General features: G+C 73.6%; 19 protein-coding genes, 1 tRNA gene and 1 riboswitch. Of the genes, 12 read left to right on the plus strand and 8 right to left on the minus strand.

What is annotated here, in order from left to right:
• Positions 1-27: 27 nt before the first annotated feature.
• Positions 28-246: a DUF2530 domain-containing protein gene (locus tag Q6348_RS05585; protein WP_304600311.1), complete on the minus strand. Its 219-nt coding sequence runs from the start codon at positions 244-246 to the stop codon at positions 28-30.
• 107 nt (positions 247-353) lie between these two features.
• On the opposite strand from Q6348_RS05585, the gene Q6348_RS05590 reads away from it, so the two are divergent.
• The 4 genes from Q6348_RS05590 (at position 354) to Q6348_RS05605 (ending at position 5,142) form a co-directional block, all read left to right on the plus strand.
• Entirely contained in the window at positions 354-1,802 is a 1,449-nt protein-coding gene (locus Q6348_RS05590; protein ID WP_304600312.1) for an NCS2 family permease, read from the plus strand.
• 123 nt (positions 1,803-1,925) lie between these two features.
• The gene (locus Q6348_RS05595) at positions 1,926-3,239 is read left to right on the plus strand and encodes a UDP-glucose dehydrogenase family protein (protein ID WP_304600313.1); all 1,314 of its coding nucleotides are present in this window, start codon (positions 1,926-1,928) and stop codon (positions 3,237-3,239) included.
• Between the two features lie 86 nt (positions 3,240-3,325).
• The gene (locus tag Q6348_RS05600) at positions 3,326-3,802 is read left to right on the plus strand and encodes a MarR family winged helix-turn-helix transcriptional regulator (RefSeq protein ID WP_304600314.1); all 477 of its coding nucleotides are present in this window, start codon (positions 3,326-3,328) and stop codon (positions 3,800-3,802) included.
• Positions 3,799-5,142 carry an MFS transporter gene (locus Q6348_RS05605; protein WP_304600315.1) on the plus strand — a complete coding sequence of 448 codons (1,344 nt, stop codon included), beginning with the start codon at positions 3,799-3,801 and terminating at the stop codon, positions 5,140-5,142. Before Q6348_RS05600 ends, Q6348_RS05605 begins: the two co-directional genes overlap by 4 nt.
• A gap of 1 nt (position 5,143) precedes the next feature.
• On the opposite strand, the gene Q6348_RS05610 is transcribed toward Q6348_RS05605, so the two are convergent.
• Both Q6348_RS05610 and serC read right to left on the minus strand, forming a co-directional pair.
• Positions 5,144-6,343: an MFS transporter gene (locus Q6348_RS05610; RefSeq protein WP_304600316.1), complete on the minus strand. Its 1,200-nt coding sequence runs from the start codon at positions 6,341-6,343 to the stop codon at positions 5,144-5,146.
• Position 6,344: 1 nt separating this feature from the next.
• The gene (gene serC / locus Q6348_RS05615; RefSeq protein ID WP_304600317.1) at positions 6,345-7,466 is read right to left on the minus strand and encodes a phosphoserine transaminase; all 1,122 of its coding nucleotides are present in this window, start codon (positions 7,464-7,466) and stop codon (positions 6,345-6,347) included.
• A 104-nt stretch (positions 7,467-7,570) separates the two neighbouring features.
• Between serC and Q6348_RS05620 the strand changes: the two genes are divergently transcribed.
• From Q6348_RS05620 to Q6348_RS05635, 4 genes are all read left to right on the plus strand, one after another.
• Complete coding sequence (locus tag Q6348_RS05620) at positions 7,571-8,257, plus strand: iron-dependent transcriptional repressor DtxR (protein WP_304600318.1); 687 nt, start codon at positions 7,571-7,573, stop codon at positions 8,255-8,257.
• A gap of 157 nt (positions 8,258-8,414) precedes the next feature.
• Positions 8,415-8,594, plus strand: a riboswitch (cyclic di-AMP (ydaO/yuaA leader).
• 2 nt (positions 8,595-8,596) lie between these two features.
• Positions 8,597-9,355: a C40 family peptidase gene (locus tag Q6348_RS05625; protein WP_304600319.1), complete on the plus strand. Its 759-nt coding sequence runs from the start codon at positions 8,597-8,599 to the stop codon at positions 9,353-9,355.
• A gap of 155 nt (positions 9,356-9,510) precedes the next feature.
• On the plus strand, positions 9,511-10,047 hold the full coding sequence (locus Q6348_RS05630) for an HNH endonuclease (protein ID WP_304600320.1): 537 nt from the start codon (positions 9,511-9,513) through the stop codon (positions 10,045-10,047).
• A gap of 56 nt (positions 10,048-10,103) precedes the next feature.
• Positions 10,104-11,063, plus strand: coding sequence for a universal stress protein (locus Q6348_RS05635; protein WP_304600321.1), 960 nt, complete (start codon positions 10,104-10,106; stop codon positions 11,061-11,063).
• Between the two features lie 74 nt (positions 11,064-11,137).
• On the opposite strand, the gene Q6348_RS05640 is transcribed toward Q6348_RS05635, so the two are convergent.
• The 4 genes from Q6348_RS05640 to Q6348_RS05655 form a co-directional block, all read right to left on the minus strand.
• Positions 11,138-11,617 carry an Lrp/AsnC family transcriptional regulator gene (locus tag Q6348_RS05640; protein WP_304600322.1) on the minus strand — a complete coding sequence of 160 codons (480 nt, stop codon included), beginning with the start codon at positions 11,615-11,617 and terminating at the stop codon, positions 11,138-11,140.
• Positions 11,618-11,720: 103 nt separating this feature from the next.
• The gene (rocD, locus tag Q6348_RS05645; RefSeq protein WP_304600323.1) at positions 11,721-12,959 is read right to left on the minus strand and encodes an ornithine--oxo-acid transaminase; all 1,239 of its coding nucleotides are present in this window, start codon (positions 12,957-12,959) and stop codon (positions 11,721-11,723) included.
• Positions 12,956-13,774, minus strand: a complete 819-nt coding sequence (gene ddaH, locus Q6348_RS05650) for a dimethylargininase (RefSeq protein WP_304600324.1) — start codon at positions 13,772-13,774, stop codon at positions 12,956-12,958. Before ddaH ends, rocD begins: the two co-directional genes overlap by 4 nt.
• Positions 13,775-14,062: 288 nt before the next feature.
• Complete coding sequence (locus Q6348_RS05655) at positions 14,063-14,590, minus strand: SRPBCC family protein (protein ID WP_304600325.1); 528 nt, start codon at positions 14,588-14,590, stop codon at positions 14,063-14,065.
• 89 nt (positions 14,591-14,679) lie between these two features.
• Here Q6348_RS05655 and Q6348_RS05660 point away from each other — a divergent pair, with 89 nt between their 5' ends.
• The gene (locus Q6348_RS05660) at positions 14,680-15,669 is read left to right on the plus strand and encodes an aldo/keto reductase (RefSeq protein WP_304600326.1); all 990 of its coding nucleotides are present in this window, start codon (positions 14,680-14,682) and stop codon (positions 15,667-15,669) included.
• Between the two features lie 11 nt (positions 15,670-15,680).
• Here Q6348_RS05660 and Q6348_RS05665 read toward each other — a convergent pair whose 3' ends face one another.
• Positions 15,681-16,541, minus strand: a complete 861-nt coding sequence (locus tag Q6348_RS05665) for a hypothetical protein (protein WP_304600327.1) — start codon at positions 16,539-16,541, stop codon at positions 15,681-15,683.
• A 202-nt stretch (positions 16,542-16,743) separates the two neighbouring features.
• On the opposite strand from Q6348_RS05665, the gene Q6348_RS05670 reads away from it, so the two are divergent.
• From Q6348_RS05670 to Q6348_RS05680, 3 genes are all read left to right on the plus strand, one after another.
• Positions 16,744-18,492 carry an HNH endonuclease signature motif containing protein gene (locus tag Q6348_RS05670; protein ID WP_304600328.1) on the plus strand — a complete coding sequence of 583 codons (1,749 nt, stop codon included), beginning with the start codon at positions 16,744-16,746 and terminating at the stop codon, positions 18,490-18,492.
• 115 nt (positions 18,493-18,607) lie between these two features.
• Positions 18,608-18,680: transfer RNA gene (locus tag Q6348_RS05675), tRNA-Arg, on the plus strand.
• A 139-nt stretch (positions 18,681-18,819) separates the two neighbouring features.
• A partial coding sequence (locus tag Q6348_RS05680) for a quinone oxidoreductase family protein (protein WP_304600329.1) occupies positions 18,820-19,298 on the plus strand: 479 nt, incomplete at its 3' end.

Consider the following 19,298-nt stretch of genomic DNA (forward strand, 5'->3'; position numbering starts at 1 on the left):
GCCCACGGGCCGGGGCGGCCCGGCTCGTCACCGCGTGTGGTGTCGGCGCTCCCAGTCCAGCGCCAGGAAGCCCAGCACGCAGCCGGTCGCGCAGATCCACAGGCCGCGGCCGGTCGGGTGCCCCGTGAGGGCCAGGACCCAGACGGTCAGCAATGCGGCGAGCCACAGGACGATGCCCGCCCAGAACACCCGCCGCAGGTCGACCCGCAGGGGCGTGATCCGGCTCGGCTCGAGGAAGCGGTGCACGGCCTCAGCCTAGGGGCGGCGCCCGACGGATCAGCCAGGTTCGGCCCGGCGTTCAGCATGCGTACACCGACATAGGTTCGACGCGCGGTTCTGCCACGCTCTGGTCCATGGCGCAGACGACCGAGACCGCACCGCCGACGTCGGTGGGTCCCCTCGACTCCTTCTTCAAGATCACCGAACGCGGCTCCACGATCGGCACCGAGATCCGTGGTGGCCTGGTGACCTTCTTCACGATGGCGTACATCATCGTGCTCAACCCGATCATCCTCGGCGGGCAGGACTCGCTGGGGAACTCGTTGGCCAGCGGGTCGACGATCGCGGCGACGACGGCCCTGGTCGCCGGCGTCATGACGATCATGATGGGTGTGGTGGCCCGGTTCCCGCTCGCCCTGGCGACCGGCCTGGGCATCAACGCGGTCGTGGCCTACTCGATCGCGACCACCGCTGGGTGGTCCTGGCAGGACGCGATGGGGATCGTCGTCGTCGAGGGTGTCGTCATCCTCGTGCTGGTCCTGACCGGGTTCCGGCGCGCGGTGTTCAACGCGGTCCCGACCTGGCTCAAGACCGCGATCAGCGTGGGCATCGGGCTGTTCATCGCCTTCATCGGGTTCGTGGACGCGGGCTTCGTGACCCCGGGCGCCGGGACGATCGTCGACCTGGGCCAGGGTGGCTCGTTGACGACGTGGCCGGTCCTGGTCTTCGTCATCGGCCTCCTGCTCACCGTCGTGCTCATGGTCCGCAAGGTGCGTGGCGCGATCCTCATCGCGATCCTGGGCACGACGCTGATCGCGATCGTCGTCGAGGCGGTCGCCAAGGTCGGTGGCTACGCGGGTGGCGCGGGCAACCCGGCGGGATGGCGCTCGACCGTGCCGGCGTTCCCGGACGCGGTGGTGGCGACGCCGAACTTCTCGCTGCTCGGGCACTTCTCGGTGCTGGGTCCGTTCGCGCACTCGGCGGTGCTGGCGGTCGTCCTCATCTTCTCGCTCCTGCTCGCCGACTTCTTCGACACGATGGGCACGATGGTCGCGGTCGGTGCCGAGGCGGGCCTGAACGACAAGGACGGCAACCCGCCCAGCACGCAGCAGATCCTGGTGGTCGACTCGATCGGAGCCATCGCCGGCGGCGCGTCGGGCGTCTCCTCGAACACCTGCTACATCGAGTCCGCCTCGGGCGTCGGCGACGGCGCCCGGACCGGCCTGGCGTCGGTGGTCACCGGTGTGGCGTTCCTGCTGGCGACGTTCCTGTCGCCGCTCGTCGAGATCATCCCGGCTGAGGCCGCGGCGCCGGCCCTCGTCATCGTCGGCTTCCTCATGGTGACCCAGGTGCTCGACATCGACTGGCGGTCGTGGGAGCTCGCGATCCCTGCCTTCTTCACCATGGTGCTGATGCCCTTCACCTACTCGATCACGGTGGGCATCGGGGCCGGCGTCATCCTGTACGTCCTCCTGCAGCTCGCGGTCGGCAAGGCGAAGAAGGTGCATCCGCTCATCTGGTTGATCGCGGCCCTGTTCGTCGTCTACTTCGTCCGAGGGCCGATCCAGTCGCTCGTCGGCTGACCTGATCGCGACGGCCGCGACCTTCGCGGCCGTCGCGATCGCCGCGCGCCGGGCCCACACCGGCGTCCTTGCTTCGTGGAAGGATCGGTGCGCCCACGCGGTCAGAGGCACAGGAGGCAGGACATGCGGATCTCGGTCATCGGATGCGGCTACCTCGGGGCGGTGCACGCGGCGTCCATGGCGAGCCTCGGTCACGAGGTCGTCGGCGTCGACGTGGACGCCGCGAAGGTCGCGCTCCTCGCTGCGGGCCGCGCCCCGTTCTACGAGCCGGGTCTCGTCGAGCTGCTGGCCCGGGTGGCGCCGACCGGACGCCTGTCGTTCACGACCGACATCTCGGCGGTCGCCGGGGCGTCCGTGCACTTCATCTGCGTCGGCACCCCGCAGAGCCGCGGCGAGAACGCCGCTGACCTGAGCTACGTCGACGCGGCCGTCGAGGCGCTGCTGCCGCACCTTCGGGACGGGGACGTCGTCGCGGGCAAGTCGACCGTGCCGGTCGGGACCGCCGAGCGGATCGCCGAGCACGTGGCGCAGGCCCAGCCGGGCGCGACGGTGGTGTGGAACCCGGAGTTCCTCCGCGAGGGCTTCGCGGTGCAGGACACCCTGCACCCTGACCGGATCGTGCTCGGCGTCCCCTCCGGCGCGGAGGGCGAGCGCGCGTCGGCCGTCATGGACGACGTCTATGCGGCGCCCCTGGCCGAGGGCACGCCCCAGGTCGTCACGGACCTGGCGACCGCCCAGCTGGTCAAGGTCGCCGCCAACTCGTTCCTGGCCACGAAGATCTCCTTCATCAACGCCATGGCCGAGCTGTGCGAGGCGACCGGGGCGGACGTGACCAAGCTCGCCGACGCGATCGGCTACGACGCGCGGATCGGGCGCAAGTTCCTCAACGCGGGGTTGGGCTTCGGCGGCGGCTGCCTGCCCAAGGACATCCGCGCGTTCATGGCGCGCGCGGGGGAGCTGGGCGCGGACCAGGCGCTGTCCTTCCTCAAGGAGGTCGACTCGATCAACATGCGCCGCCGCGTGCGGATGGTCGACCTGGCCAGGGACGTCTGCAACGGCTCGATCGTGGGGCGCCGCATCGCGGTGCTCGGCGCCGCCTTCAAGCCGGACTCCGACGACGTGCGGGACTCGCCCGCGCTGTCCGTCGCGGCCCAGATGGGGCTGCAGGGCGCCACCGTCGTCGTCACCGATCCGAAGGCCCTCGAGAACGCTCGGCGGGCGTGGCCGTCCCTGCGGTATGCGGAGACGCCCCAGGAGGCGGCCGCGGGTGCCGACGTCGTGGTCCTCGCGACCGAGTGGCCGGAGTACCGCGAGCTCGACCCCGAGCGACTCGGGGAGCTCGTCGCGCGGCGCAGCATCGTCGACGGGCGCAACGTGCTCGATCCGCGCGCGTGGCGAGCCGCCGGCTGGACGTACCGGGCGCTCGGGCGCCCCTGACGCCATCCTCCCGCACCGCTGCTCCGTCCGCGGGAATGGACCGGATGTCGTGATCGTTACCCGAGGTAATGACCTACGATAAGGACATGACCAGCAGCGGGGATGAGCGCAGTGACGGCCCCGTGGTCGTGCCTCCTTCGGCGTGCCGCCCCGCGCCGCTCGCCGGTGACCTGCGGGTCGCGGTGACGCGTGCGACCCGCCGCATGCGCCTCGAGCGCAGCAGCGAGCAGATCACCGACGGCCAGTACGCGGCCCTCGCGGCGCTGGCGAACCGCGGCCCGATGACCACGACGGCCCTCGCGGAGGACCAGCACGTGCAGACCCCGCCGATGTCGCGCACGGTGGGCCACCTGGTCGATGCGGGCCTGGTGCGGCGCGACGAGGACCCGAACGACGGCCGCCAGACGGTGCTGTCCCTCACCGAGGCCGGCATGACGGAGGTCAAGGAGACCCGGAGGCGGCGGAACGCCTGGCTCGCCCAACGCCTCGCCGAGCTGGACCCCGCCGACCGCGAGGTCCTGGCGCGCGCCGCGGTGCTCCTGGAGAGGATCGCCACCAGGTGAGCCCCACCTTCGCCTCGTTGCGCTACCCGAACTACCGCCTGTGGTTCGCCGGGGCGCTGCTGTCCAACACTGGCACCTGGATGCAGCGCGTGGCCCAGGACTGGCTCGTGCTGACCCGGCTGTCCGACAACTCGGGTGTGGCCGTCGGTGTCGTCACGGCGCTGCAGTTCCTGCCGACCCTGCTGCTGTCCGCGTGGGCGGGCGTCCTCGCGGACCGCATGCCTCGGCGCCTCCTGCTGGTGATGACGCAGCTCGCCCAGGGCGCCCTGGCGCTGGGGCTCGGGGCCCTGGTGCTCAGCGGTCACGCCGAGCTGTGGCACGTGTACGTGTTCGCGCTGCTGCTCGGCGTGGTGTCCGCGTTCGACGGGCCCGTCCGGCAGATCTTCGTCGCCGAGCTCGTGCCCGCGGACAAGCTGCCGAATGCCGTCGGGCTGAACAGCGCGTCGTTCAACGCGGCCCGGCTGATCGGCCCCGGCCTGGCCGGTCTCCTCATCGCCTGGGTGGGGTCGGGCTGGGTGTTCGTCATCAACGGCCTGTCCTACGCCGCGACGATCTTCGCGCTCGCCCTGATGCAGACCTCGGAGCTGCGCGAGCTCCCGCGGGCGGCCGGCGGGCGCCGGGGGCAGCTGCGCGAGGGCCTGCGCTACGTGCGGGGCCGCTCGGACATCATGGTGATCATGGTGGTGATGGGGGTCGTCTCCACCTTCGGCCTCAACTTCCAGCTCACGTCCGCGATGATGGCCCGCACCGTCTTCGGCAAGGGTGCGGGCGAGTACGGGATCCTCGGGTCGGTGCTGGCCATCGGCTCGCTGTCGGGTGCGTTGCTGGCGGCTCGGCGTGAACGGCCGCGGGTGCGCCTGGTGCTCGGGGCCGCGTTGGCGTTCGGCGTCGCGATGGGTGTGCAGGCGATGATGCCCACCTACCTCCTGTACACCGTGATGTGCATCCCCGTCGGGCTCGCGTCGTTGACGATGATGACCGCGGCGAACTCCGCCATCCAGACGTCGACGACCCCGCAGATGCGCGGACGCGTGATGGCGCTCTACATGATGGTGTTCATCGGGGCCACCCCTATCGGTTCGCCGATCGTGGGCTGGGTGGCCGAGCAGTTCGGCGCGCGCTGGTCGGTGGGCATCGGGTCGATCGGCACCCTGCTCATCGCGGGCGGCGCGGCGCTGTGGGCGCGACGGGCGTGGAACGTCGAGGTGCACTACCACCTGCGGGCCCGCCCCCACGTCGAGGTCCGGTACCTCACGCTCACGCAGGAGCGGGAGGTACGCGAGGAAGCCGCGCTCGCGCTCGCGGACCAGCGGGCCAGGGACGACGCGTCGGCCGCCTGACTCACACCGGCACGCCCACCCGCCCCCGGGCCTCGACGGCCACGCACGTCGCCGCGAGTGCGGCGAGCGCGGGCACGAGCAGGAAGGCGGTGTGCGGGCCCACGACGTCGGCGGCCGACCCGAGGATGAACGGGGACAGCCCGATCGCCACCCCGGCGCCCAGCAGCGCACGGGCCTGGCCGAGGTCCGGCCGGGAGCCCGCGGCCTGGAGTAGCAGGGACAGCGCGAGCGGGTAGTGCACCCCGTACCCCAGGCCCGCGAGGGCCAGGCCGGCGACCGCGAGCCACGGCACCGTGGCCAGCCACAGCACGAGCCACCCCGCGACGGCCACCGCGTACCCGGCCAGGAGCACCGTCGAGGCCTGCACGTGCCGCACCAGGGTGCCGGTGGCGAACCTCGTGGCGGTCATGCCGGCGAGGAGCGCGGCGACCGCTCCCGTGGCCACGCTCTCCGGGGCGCCCGTCGAGACGCGCACCAGGTCCGACGCCCAGAACGTGGTGGCGAACTCGATCGCGATCCCGGCCACGGTCGCGACCCAGAGCAACCGGAAGGCCCGGCCCAGCGGCACGCGCGTGCCACCGTCCTCCACGTGCGTCGGGTGACCGAGCGGCCCGGCGGCCGGGATGCCGGCGAGCAGCACGGTGGCGACGGCTGCCGCGACGACGGTCACGGCCACGGCGGGTCGCCAGCCGTAGCCGGCCCCGACCGTGAGGCCGAGGACCACCGGGGCGAGCAGGCCGACGGTGGTCGCGTAGGCGTTGCCCTCGGTGACGGCCGCGGGCCCGGCCGGGCCGTGGTGCCCGAGCAGCGCGGGCTGGGTCGCCGCGAGCATCAGGTTGCCCCCCACGGCGGTCAGGGCGCACGCCGAGAGGGTGGCCGCCAGGCCGGGCCCGACCAGGAGCAGCGTCACGCCGATCGACATGACCGCCATGGCGAGGTACAGCTGGCGCTTGCGCCCGAGGGCGAACGCGACGCGCTCGCTGACCAGACCGGTGGCCACGGTCCCGACGGCCATCGCCGTGCCGTGCAGCCCGGCGACGCCGCGGGAGATGTGCTGCTCGGCGGCGAGCAACGGCACCGTCGGTGAGAAGACGTAGATGAACCAGCCCCACGTGACGAACGTGACGTCCAGGGCGACCGTCAGGCGGTCGCGGACCAGCCGACGGCTCGCCGAGGCGGGAAGGGCAGCGGAGTCGTCCACCTCAGGACGCCAGTCGCTCGACCACGTGGTCGACGCATGCGGTCAGGGCCCGGACGTCTGCGGGGTCCACGGCGGGGAACATCGCCACGCGCAGCTGGTTACGGCCCAGGCGGCGGTACGGCTCGACGTCGACGACCCCGTGCCGGCGCAGCACCCGCGCGACGGCTGCGGCGTCCACGCCCACCAGGTCGATGGTCCCCACCACCTGGCTGCGCGCAGCCGGGTCGGTGACGAACGGGGTCGCCCACTCGCGCAGGGCGGCCCAGCCGTACAGGTGCGCCGCGGACTCGGCGGTGCGCGCGGTGGCCCACGGCAGGCCGCCGTGTGCGAGCAGCCAGTCGATCTGCTCCGCGAGCATCACCAGGGTCGCGATCGCCGGGGTGTTGAGCGTCTGGTCGGCGCGCGAGCTCGTCAGTGCGACGGCCAGGGACAGCGACCGTGGTGTCCACCGCTCGGTGGCGAGGCGCTCGGCACGGGCGACGGCCGCCGGGGACAGCAGGGCGAGCCACAACCCGCCGTCGGACGCGAACGACTTCTGGGGTGCGAAGTAGTAGACGTCGGTCTGGGCGATGTCGACGGGCAGGCCGCCCGCGCCCGACGTCGCGTCCACCAGGACCAGGGCGTCGCCCCCGGCCACCGGTCGGCGTACGGGCGCCATGACCCCCGTGGACGTCTCGTTGTGCGGCCAGGCGTACGTGTCCACCCCGTCCGCCGGTTCGGGCAGCACGAGGGTGCCGGGCTCACCCGTGCGCACCTGCGGTTCGTCGAGGAACGGCGCGGTCCGCACCGCTGTGGCGAACGACTGGCCGAACTCACCGAACGCGCACAGCTGGGCGGACCGCTCGACGAGCCCGAACGTCGCCACGTCCCAGAACACCGTGGAGCCGCCGTTGCCGAGCGCGACCTCGTACCCGTCCGGCAGGTCGAACAGCTCGGCCAGCCCCTCGCGGACCCGGTGCACCAGGCCCCGCACCGGCGCCTGGCGGTGGGACGTGCCCAGCAGCGTGCGGCCCACGGCGGTGAGCGCCGCGACCTGGGCCGGTCGGACCTTGGACGGCCCGGAGCCGAACCGGCCGTCGGCGGGGAGCAGGTCGGGGGGGATGGTGATCGCGTCCGCTTCCACGGCGCAAGCCTAGGGCCGTGGGTCCGGGCTCCGGTCCGTCCGGGCGCGGAGGGGCCCCGGACCCGTAGCCTTGCCCCAGGCACGGGCACGGGAGGCCGACGACGTTGAGCGATCTCATCGACACCACCGAGATGTACCTGCGCACCATCTACGAGCTCGACGAAGAGGGCATCGTTCCCCTGCGCGCCCGGATCGCGGAGCGCCTCGGGCACTCCGGGCCGACGGTGTCGCAGACCGTGGCGCGCATGGAGCGCGACGGTCTGGTGGTGGTCTCGGGTGACCGTCACCTCGAGCTGACCGCCGCGGGCCGGGTGCGCGCCACCCGCGTCATGCGCAAGCACCGCCTGGCCGAGCGGCTGCTCACGGACGTGATCGGACTGGAGTGGTCGCTCGTGCACGACGAGGCGTGCCGCTGGGAGCACGTGATGAGCGAACGCGTCGAGCAGCGCCTCGTCGAGCTGCTCGACCACCCTGAGCAGTCGCCGTACGGCAACCCGATCCCGGGCCTGGACGAGCTCGGGGGGGCGGCGCCCCGGAGAGCCTTCCTGGACGGCGTCGCGGCCGTGACCGACATGCCGGACGGCAGCCAGGGCCTGGTCGCCCGGCTCGGCGAGCCGGTGCAGACGGACCCCGAGCTGCTCGCGCGGTTCATGCGGACCGGGGTGCTGCCCGGCCGGGGGGTCCGGGTGGCCCGCGGCGAGGCGGACGTGACGCTGAGCGTGGACGGCTCCGAGCTCGTGCTCGAGCTGCCGGACGAGGTCGCGCGGCACGTCTTCCTGCGGCCGGCCTGACGGCGTTCCGCCCGCACGTCGGACGGGCCTGCCCCCTTGTGTCGCGGGAGTCGCGTGGCGAACACCACACGCCTCGACCGTGACCGGAACGTGACATTCCCGTGATCCCTCGGGTAGCGTGCGTGTCGCGTGACGGACCCTCCTCCGGACACGCCCCTGGTCGGACTTGCCGAGTCCTGCCGCCGACCGGGGTCCGTGGACCGCTGGCAGGAGCGGGGGAACCAGAACGGGCGCAAGCCCTTGGGGTGAAGTCCCGGGATCGCGAGAGCGTGACCGGGGCCGGGTGATCTCCCATCCGAACCCGACAGCTCACCCCGCAGGCATACGGAGAGGCAACGCGTGACCAGCACCCCCAGCCGGGCCCGGCACCGAGCGGCCCGTCGCCCCCTGACCTCGTTGGACGACCTCGCCAGTGCCGCGACCGGCAGCCTTGCCGTGGTCGGCCGCCGCAGCGCCGTCGTGGCTGCGGCCGGCGGGATGGTCCTCTCGGCAGCGATGCCGGCCGCTGCGGCCTCGTCGGAGAGCCGCGCGGACGCCGTCCCCTCGGTGGACACGACCGCCCTGACCGCCCCGGTGCGCGAAGCCCTGTCGACCTCCCCGGTCGTGGCGGTGCCGAAGGACGTCTCCTGGGACTTCGAGTCACCCAAGATCGAGGTCAAGGAGAACCCGAAGCCCGTCGTGGTGGTGCGACGCACCGTGACCGCGCGGTCCGCGACCCGGGCCCCCGCGCCGGTCGCGAACAACCCGATCCCGCAGACGGTCAACGGGAACGCGGTCCTGGAGATCGCATCCCGGTACGTCGGGGTCCCCTACGTGTACGGCGGCGCCAGCCCGAGCGGCTTCGACTGCTCCGGGTTCACGTCCTACGTGTACGCGCAGCTCGGCATCTCCCTGCCCCGGTCCTCCTCCGCCCAGCGCTACGCGGGCCAGGTGATCTCCCGCGCCGACGCCAAGCCCGGTGACCTGATCTGGTCGCCCGGCCACGTGGCGATCTACGCCGGTGGCAACATGCAGATCGACGCCCCGCGCCCGGGCAAGACCATCCAGTTCCGCGCGATCTGGCAGTCGGCGCCGGTGTTCATCCGCGTCACCGGCTGACCTCTCCTCGACACAGGGCCCGGGCCGTCACGGCCCGGGCCCTGTGCTGTGCCCGGGTGCGGCGCAGTCCACCGCGCGGGTGGGTCGCGTACTCTGGCCTCGCCAGACCCCCGACCCGGCAGCCAGCCGGGTCCGAACGGGCGAGGGAGTCCGCTGTGACGGTGACCGAGGAGACCGAGACCCCGGCGGTGGGGTCGAGCACCAGACGTCGAGTCCTGGTGCTCAATGCGAGTCGTGAGCCGCTGTGCGTCGTGAGCCTGCGGCGCGCGGTGAGCCTGGTGCTGACGGACAAGGCCGTCGTGCTGGAGACCGACGGCAGCCTGCTGCACTCGGAGTGGCTCTCCGTGCCGGCTCCTCAGGTCCTCGCCCTGACCCGCTACGTCCACGTGCCGTACCGCGGTGCGGTACCGCCCACCCGACGCACGGTCCTGCAGCGTGACGAGCACCGGTGCGCCTACTGCTCGGGTCCGGCGGACACGGTGGACCACGTGCTGCCCCGGTCGCGCGGCGGCGCGCACGAGTGGACCAACGTGGTCGCGGCGTGCGCGCGGTGCAACCATCGCAAGGCGGACCACCTGCTCTCCGAGATCGGCTGGCAGCTGCGCACCACGCCGCGGCCGCCCCGCCGCGCGGTGGTCCTGTCGGCCCTGACCCGACCGCACCCGACGTGGAAGGCTTACCTGGCCGCCTGACGGGCTGCGCGTGCTCCGGGCCCCGGGGCAGACTGATGGTGTGACGGGAGGCAGTGATGACCGACGGTGACGTCGTACTGGTGGGGGTCGACGGGTCTCCGGCAAGTCTGAACGCCGTGGACTGGGCAGCGGCGTACGCCAGGGTCCATGGCTGCCCGATCCACCTGGTGTGCAGCTACACGGTGCCCTCCTTCGCGGCAGCGGGCCTGGACGGCGGGTATGCGGCGGTGGACGACACCGTGCTCGCCCAGGGTGCCGCCGCGGTCCTGGCGGAGGCCGAGGAGCGGCTGTCCGGCAGCGGGGTCACGGTGACCTCCGCGACGGCGAGCGGGGACGCGGCCGCAGTGCTCGTGGACCTGTCGCGCGGGGCGTCGCTGGTGGTGGTCGGGACCCGCGGGCGTGGCGGCTTCGCCGAGCGTCTCCTGGGCACCGTGTCGTCCGCGCTGCCCGCGCACGCGCACTGCCCGACGGTGGTCGTGCCCTACCGCGCGGAAGGCGAGTCCACCGTGCAGCGCGAGTCGCACCAGCACTGGCCGGTCACGCGTGAGGTGCTGCCGGTACGTCGGATCGTCGTGGGGGTGGACGGGTCGCCGTCGGCCGAGCTCGCCCTCGAACGGGCCATCGTCGAGGCGGAGGCCTGGGGTGCGGAGCTGACCGCGGTCGCCGCCGTCCCGGTGGGCACGGGGGCCGGTCTGCTCGCGTGGCTGCCCGCAGCGGTGGACCACGAGGCGGTACTGCGTGACGTGGCGGAGGGCCTGGACGTGGTGGTCGATCGAGCGCTGACGGATCACCCGGACGTCCAGGTGCGGCGGCACGTGCTCGACGGGGTCGGCTCGGCGCTGCTGACCGAGTTCTCCACCGCGGTCGACATGGTCGTGGTGGGTTCGCGGGGCCGCGGCGGGTTCGCCGGCCTCCTCCTGGGCTCCACGAGCCAGGCCGTCCTGCACCACTCGGCGTGCCCCGTCATGGTGGTCACCACCAAGACCCACGACGCGCCCACCACCCCCCACTGGTAACCCACCCAGGGTGGTGATCAAGGAATCCGTGCCCGCCCTGGGGTGGCGATCAAGGAGTCCGTGCCCGCCCGCCGTCAGCGCGGGCCGGGTCCCGGGCGGCGCACGAGCGGGTTGAGCACCACCGTGGATCGGGTGCGCAGCACGAAGGGCTCGGCCGCGATGCGCTCGACGACCTGCTCGAGGTGCCGCATGTCGTGCGCGCGGACCTCGAGGACCGCGTCGGCGTCGCCGGTCACAGACGAGGCGGCGATGACCTCGGGGTAGGACTCGAAGGTGTCGCGCATCCGGGCGGGGCTGGTCTGCTCCGTGCAGTGGACCTCGACGAATGCCTCGGTGCCCCAGCCGAGCGTCGCCGGGTCGAGCCGCACCGTGAACGCGTCGATGACACCGCGCTCGAGCAGCCGGTCGACGCGGCGCTTGACGGCCGGCGCGGACAGGTTCACACGGGCGCCGATGCGCGCGTAGCTGGCTCTGCCGTCCTCGACGAGCACGGCCAGGATCGCCGCGTCGAGCGGGTCGAGCAGGCCGGGGTTCTCCGGCGTCGGGCTGGCCACAGGCACAGCATGCCCGACGCTGCGGCTCGCGACGACGGCGCCACGGCCCGCGTGGCGCTGGTCGCGCCGCGGCCGGGGGATCACGGGCCCGGTGGGGACGGGCTCAGCGCAGCGCGTCCCCCAGGGCGTCCAGGCCCTGGTCCAGGTCGCCGCGCGAGATCGTCAACGGCGGCGCGATACGCACCGTCGAGCCGTGGGTGTCCTTGACGAGCACCCGGCGCGCCAGCAACGCCTCGGACAGGTCCCGGCCCGTGCCCCACGCCGGGTCGACGTCCACCCCGGCCCACAGCCCGACGCCCCGCGTGCCGAGCAGCAGTCCGTCGTCGACCATCGCCGCCAGCCGTGCGTGCAGGTGCGCGCCGAGCTCGCGGGCCATGGCCTGCGGCTCGCCGGTCTCCAGGAGGTCGATCACCGCGAGGCCGACCGCGCAGGCGAGCGGATTGCCGCCGAAGGTCGAGCCGTGGGTGCCCGGGGTCAGCACCCCGAGCACGTCGCCGCGTCCGACCACGGCGGAGACCGGGACGATGCCACCGCCCAGGGCCTTGCCCAGCGTCACGAGGTCCGGGCGCACGCCGGCGAGCTCGCACGCGAGCGTCGTTCCGGTGCGGCCCAGCCCGGACTGGATCTCGTCGAGCACGAGCAGCGCACGGGCCCGGTCGCACACCGCGCGGGCCGCGGCCAGGTATCCGGCGGGGGGCACGATGACGCCGGCCTCGCCCTGCACGGGTTCGAGGAGCACGGCGACGGTGGCCTCGTCGACCGCGGCGGCCAGCGCGTCGGCGTCGCCGTAGGGGACGACCCGGAACCCCGGCGTGTACGGCCCGAAGCCGCGGCGTGCGTCGTCGTCGGAGGAGAACGACACGATCGTGGTGGTGCGGCCGTGGAAGTTGCCCGACGCGACGACGATGGTGGCCCGGCCGTCGGGCACGCCCTTGACGTCGTAGCCCCACTTGCGGGCGGCCTTGACGGCGGTCTCCACCGCCTCGGCCCCGGTGTTCATGGGCAGCACGAGGTCGGCGGGCAGCAGCGGGGCGAGCAGGCCGGCCAGCCGGTCGGCGAACACGTCGAGCAGGTCGTGGTCGAACGCGCGCGACGTCAGGGTGAGTCGGTCGAGCTGGGCGTGCGCCGCGGCGACGAGTGCGGGGTGCCGGTGGCCGAAGTTCAGTGCGGAGTAGCCGGCCAGCAGGTCCAGGTAGGCGGTGCCCGTGGCGTCACGCACCCAGGCGCCCTCGCCCGAGACGAGGCGCACGGGCAGCGGGTGGTAGTTGTGCGCGAGGTGGCCGGTGGGAGTCGGCGCGGCGCGCACGTCGTCCGCGCCGGGCTCTGCACGCAGCGTGGTCATCGCCGGATCTCCAGGGTGCAGCACTTGGCGCCGCCGCCGCCCTTGAGCAGCTCGGTGGTGTCCACCGGGTGTGGCTCGAAGCCGCGCTCGCGCAGCTGCTCGGCGAAGCCGGTGGCGCGCGGTGCGACCACCACGTGCAGGCCGTCGGACACGGCGTTGAGGCCCAGGTGCGCGGCCTCGGACGCCGCGACGTGGATCGCGTCGGGGTAGCGCTCGGCGAGCACCGCCTGCGACGCCGGGGAGAACGCCTCGGGGTGGTACGCGATGAGCGGGTGCGCGGGGTCGGCGTCGAGCACCGTCAGGGCGGTGTCCAGGTGGTAGAAGTGCGGGTTCACCAGCTCCAGGGTGACCACCTCGCGGCCGCTGAGCTCGGCGAGCTCGCGGTGCGCGGCGCGGTCCGTGCGGAACCCGGTCCCGGCGAGGATCACGTCGCCGACGACGAGCATGTCGCCCTCGCCCTCGTTGACCTGCTCCGCGGTGTGGGTCACGAAGCCCGCGTCGGCGAACCACTTCTGGTACGCGGGCCCCTCGGGCTGGCGCTCGGGGTGGCGGAACTTCGCGGAGTAGACCAGGCCGTCGACGACCGTGGCGCCGTTGGCGGCGTAGACCATGTCCGGCAGGCCGGGGATCGGGTCGATGTACTCGACCGTGTGACCCCAGGCCAGGTACGCGTCGCGGAGCGCCTCCCACTGGCGGACGGCGACCGCGGCGTCGGTCTCGATCGCGGTGTCCATCCACGGGTTGATCTCGTAGGAGACCTCGAAGTAGGTCGGGCGGCACATGAGGTAGTGCCGGGGCGTGGCGGTGCGCGTCATGCGGGTGCTTCCTTCGCGGTTCGGGCCCAGCGGCGAGCCGCTGGTGCGGTCGCGGGCCGGAGGCGGGCAGTGAGCCGACGCTGGCTGTCCTTCGAGATTAGGTCCGGCGGGGGCCGTGCGGCTCGTCGCGACGATGCGTGTCGGGTGGCGATCCGTTGCGTGGCCGGGGCATCGGGCGGAGATTCGTTGCGTGGGCGGGGCGCGGCGTCCGGGGCGGGGTCCGTGGGCCGGCTCCCGCGTCCCGGTGGCGAGCCGGGCCTCCGGTGCGGTGACGTCCCCGCGTGGTCGTCAGGACCCTTCGGTGGCGGTGCGGGAGGCCCGGGCGAGCACCGTGCGCAGCATCGCGGTCGTGGGCAGCCATCCCAAGGGACCGGTGACGGCGTCCGGGAGACCGCGCACGCCGATCCGCTCGGTCCACTCGACCTCGCACACGTCGGTCGCGAGGGGGTGCACGACGACCTCGGCCCAGCCCGTCAGCACCGGTCCGAGCTTGAGGTAGCGGGCCTTGCCGGGGTGCCGGTCGGCGGTGCGCGGCGGGTCGAGGTGCTCCAGTCGCATGCGATCCACGAGCCGCAGGTGCTCACGTCGCCTCGGTGCGGGCGATCCGGTGCGCCGGGCCCCGAGCCCGGTGACGGCGACGAACGTTCCGCCCCGCACCAGGTGCCCGCGCTCGTCCGCGGGGCCGAGCAGGTCGATGCGTGTCAACGGGACCCAGTCCGCGTGCCGCCGGACGTCGGTGAGCAGGTCGAACGCCTGCTCGGCGGGGACCGGCAGGACGGTGCTGCGCTGCGGTGCACGGCGGTGGCGGGTGCTCATCGATGGTCAGCGTGCCACCGTTCGCGCGTCCCGGCGCGTCCTGGGGATGGCGCATGAAGGCGTCGCCAGCGCGCGGTAGCGTCGGTGTCGTGGAGATGCGAGCACTGGGACGGACCGGGCGAGAGGTGTCGGTGATCGGGCTGGGCTGTTGGCAGCTCGGCGCCGACTGGGGAGAGGTCAGCGAGGACGCCGCGATGGCGATCCTCGACGCGGCGGTGGATTCCGGCGTCACCTTCCTCGACACCGCCGACGTGTACGGAGACGGCCGCAGCGAGCGGCTGATCGGGCGGCTGCTGGCGCAGCGCGGCCCGCAGGCCGGTCTGATGGTCGCGACCAAGATGGGTCGCCGTGCGGCCCCGCACGTGGCGGGCGCGTACACCCTGGACCGGTTCCGGGTGTGGACGGACCGGTCCCGCGAGAACCTCGGGATGGACACGCTCGACCTGGTCCAGCTGCACTGCCCGCCCACCGAGGTGTTCCGGCAGGACGACGTCTACGACGCGCTGGACACCCTGGTCGACGAAGGCGTCATGAAGGCGTACGGCGTCAGCGTCGAGCGGGTGGACGAGGCGCTGACCGCGATCGCGCGGCCGAACGTCGCGAGCGTGCAGATCATCCTCAACGTGTTCCGCCGCAAGCCGCTCGAGCAGGTGCTCCCGGCTGCGGCCGAGGCGGGGGTGGGGATCATCGTGCGGGTTCCGCTGGCCTCCGGGCTGCTCACCGGCAAGTTCGACGCGTCGACGACGTTCTCCGCGGACGACCACCGCTCCTACAACCGGCACGGTGAGGCGTTCGACGTCGGCGAGACGTTCGCCGGCGTGCCCTACGACGTGGGGGTCGCGGCAGCGGCCGAGGTGGCGCGGTACACGCCCGAGGGTGCGACGACGGCCCAGCTCGCGCTGCGCTGGATCGTGGACCAGCCGGGTGTCACGACCGTGATCCCCGGGGCGAGCAGGCCGGATCAGGCACGCGCGAACGCAGCCGCTGCGGACCTGGCGCCGCTGGACCGGCAGACGCTCGACGCGCTCGAGCGGATCTACGACGAGCGCATCCGGGAGCACGTGCACCGCAGGTGGTAGCTGCGTGCCCCTCAGTCCGCGGACGCGAGGCGGGGCGGTTGGACGTCCGCGGGGTGTGCGGGGAGCTCGAGGACCTGCGGGAATCGGTCGGGCGGCGGGCCGAACGCGCGCTGAGCACCGGTGATCACCGTGCGACCCATCGCCCTGGCGCCACCGATGCCGATCACCGCGCCGATGCCGAACGGGGCGACCCGGCCGATCGCGAGCGCGCTCTGCCGGGTGAGCTGGGTGCGCACGATCCGTCTGGTCAGCACGCGGTTGACCTGCTTGATGGTCGAGGTCGGCATGTTGACGAGCACGGCACGGGCCCAGCCGGCGGCGCTGAGCCCGGTCTGGGTGCCGACCAGCCGCGAGCCCTGCTCGCCGAGCACGGTGGCGAGCAGCAGGGTGCGTCGGCGTGAGGTCTCGGTGACCTCGATGCCGTGCACGCTCGCCACGGCCAGGGCGTAGGCCGACGACGCGGCGAAGAACGTCGCGACCTCCGAGGACGTCAGCGCCAGGCTCGCTCCGGTGCCGACGGCCGGTGCTGCCGCGGCCGCGCCCACCGCGCCGCCCGATGCGGCGACCGCGAGCAGGTAGCGCTTGCCGAGCAGGTCGATCACCTGGGCCGGGGTGGCGTGCGGGTTGCGGGCCCTGACCCGGCGGACGTGCTCGTGCACGGCGGCCGAGGGGACGGCGACCGCCTTGTCCAGCAGGGTGTCGAGCACGGTGATGCCGGTGACGGGGTCGGGGGAGTGCTGGGGTGGGGCGCCCCCTGCTTCGCGCTGGGGGGTGGTTCGGGCGCGCTCCGCGTCGCGCTGGGCGCGGTGCCGGCGGTACGGGCTGACGGCCATCACCGCGCCCGCGCCGCGGCGGAACCGGGAGCGAGCCATGCGGGCGATGCTCGCACGACGCGGCGTGGGTCGCAGTGTGGGTGGGTTGCCGGGTGTCGCGGTGAGCGCTGCGGGGAGCGCGTCGGGGACGAGGGGGCGTGGTGACCTGCCGGGCGGTGAGCGGGGTGTGCGCGAGGAGCGGTCGTTCGCGTGTCGGCGGTCGGGGATAGGGTTCGAACATACGTTCGATCAAGTCGACGACGTGAACGGGGGGCGGGTGCACGTGACGAGCGAGGCCCCACCCTTCCTCGGTTCGGGTCGGGTCCCGGACGGGGCGGATGCCGTGGCGTGCGGCGGCGCCGAGTGGACCACGGAGTTGCTGGCCGGTGCGGTGCCGGGAGCGGCGCTCGTGGACCTCCTGGAGCGCGGGGACCCGGAGCAGGCGAGCGATGAGGCGCTGCTCGAGGCAGCCGTCGACTACCAGAAGATCGTGTCCTGGGCTCAGGCGGGCGCGGCCCGCGCCGCTGCGGAGCTCTCCCGCCGCGAAGTGATGAATCCCGTGTGGCCGTCGGCGGCCGGCGCGGTGTCCGTCACGGACGTCACCGCGGAGGAGCTCGCGCCGGCACTGGGCTGGTCGCGCCGTGCGGCCCGCCGCCTGGTGACCGACGGGCGCGCGTTCGACGGCCCGCTCGCGGCCACGGGGGAGATGCTGGCCCGGGGCGAGCTCGACCTGCCTCGGGCGCGCGTCTTGGTCGACGCGCTGGTCGAGCAGCCGTTGCCCGTGGCGTGGGAGGTCCAGGACATGGTGCTGCCGGACGCGCCGTGCCGGACGGTCTCGCAGCTCACGCGCGACGTCGCCCAGGCGCTCGTGGTCGTCGACCCGCGGGGCGCGTCGCAGAACTGCCGCCTGGCCGAGCGTCGCCGACGGGTGGACCGGCCCAAGGCGCTGCCGGACGGGATGGCGGGTTGGTGGGCCGCGCTGCCCGCTGCGGAGGCGACGCGCATGGACGCGACGCTCGACTCGCTGGCGCGCAGTGGTCGCGCCGCGGGCGACCCCCGCACGCTGGACCAGCTCCGCGCCGACCTGCTGGCGGACCTGGTGATCGGACGGATCGAGGGGCCGGGGGTGGCGGGGCGTGGCCCCGCGTCGCGGGCCGCCGAGACGACGGTGCCGGAATGGGTCCATGCCGGCCCGGGCCGGCCGGGTGACGCACCGGCGTCACCCGGCGAGTCCGACCACTCAGGGGTGACTGGCCCCGGTCGGACGGTGCGCCGGCAGGCGGCTCGCGCCCGGATCGACGTCCTGGTCCCGTGGGACGTGCTGGCGGGAATCTCCGACGGACCGGGGTTCCTGGCCGGGTACGGCCCCATCCCGGCGCCCGTCGCGCGTGAACTGGCCTCGGACGCAACGTGGCGGCGCATCCTGACGGACGCGAGGAGTGGCGCCGTGCTCGACGTCGGCCGAATGCGGTACCGACCACCCGCCGCGCTGGCCGAACACGTCCGATGTCGCGACCGCTGGTGCGTGAGACCCGGGTGCTCCGCCGCGGCGAGCCGCTGCGACCTCGACCACACCGCCGAGTGGGACCGCGACGACGGCCCGACTGCCCACGACAACCTGGGACCGCTGTGCCGCCGCGACCACCAGGTCAAGACCCACGGTGGCGCGCGCCTGCGCCAGGTGGCGCCCGGCGTGTTCGAGTGGACGACGCCGCTCGGGCGGACCTATCGCGTCGTGCCGGGGCGGGACGAGGCGTACCGCAGGATCGACGGGCACGGGGTTGCCGGGAGGGGCGCCCAGGGCACAGCGGAAGCCGCTGCCGACGCGGGGATCCGCGACGATGCGAGGGTCAACGACGACGCAGGGGTCCGCGACGACGCGAGGGTCAACCACGACGCAGGGGTCCGCGACGACGCGAGGGTCCGCGATGACGCGACGGTCCGTGACGACGCGGGGGTCCACGACGCGACCGGCGACGGTGACGAAGGCGGCGCTTCGCCGCCGTTCTGACACCGTGCGGCGTGAGCCCCCCGGCGTCGAGTGCGGCAGCGCCTCGCCGGGTGCTCGGGACCGCTGCGCGACCGGGTACGCTCGTGGCGCTGCTCCTCGTCGCGGGGAGCGGCGAGCGCCTGTAGCTCAGGGGATAGAGCACCGCTCTCCTAAAGCGGGTGTCGGCAGTTCGAATCTGCCCAGGCGCACCGGGCACCGGGGACCGGGGCCGGGTGTCGATCCGGGTCGAGGCAGGTCTCTGCGACCCGGGCGCCAGCGGGCGACGACAGGTCGGCAGACGTCTCGCCGAATCGGAATCATCCTCGGGGACACCCGGTTGGAGCCGGTATGACGGCAATCGGAGTGACCACGTACGGCGGCCCCGAGGCCCTGCACGAGATCGACGTGCCGCCCGAACCGCTCGGCGCGTCAGACGTCCGCATCCGCGTCACCGCAGCGGCGGTCAACCCCACCGACACGGGGGTGCGCAGCGGCCTGCGAGACGACAGACCTGCCCCCCTGCCGCCCGGTGCGGTGCCCGGCATGGACGCGGCCGGCGTGGTCGTCGAGGTCGGGGCGGACGTCGATACCGGCATCGGCCCGGGGGATCGGGTCATGGCGATCGTGCTGCCGTCCGGGCCGCACGGGGCCTACCGCAGCGACCTGGTCGTCCCCGCTCGTTCGGTCGTGCGGGTGCCGGCCGGCGCCTCCGACGTCGAGGCGGCCACGCTTCCGATGAACGCGATGACCGCGCGCTTCGCTCTTGACTCGTTGCAGCTGCGGTCCGGGCAGGTGCTTGCGGTCACCGGCGCCGCCGGCGCGTTCGG

Source organism: Actinotalea lenta, assembly GCF_030586465.1.
GTDB classification, from domain to species: Bacteria; Actinomycetota; Actinomycetes; order Actinomycetales; family Cellulomonadaceae; genus Actinotalea; species Actinotalea lenta.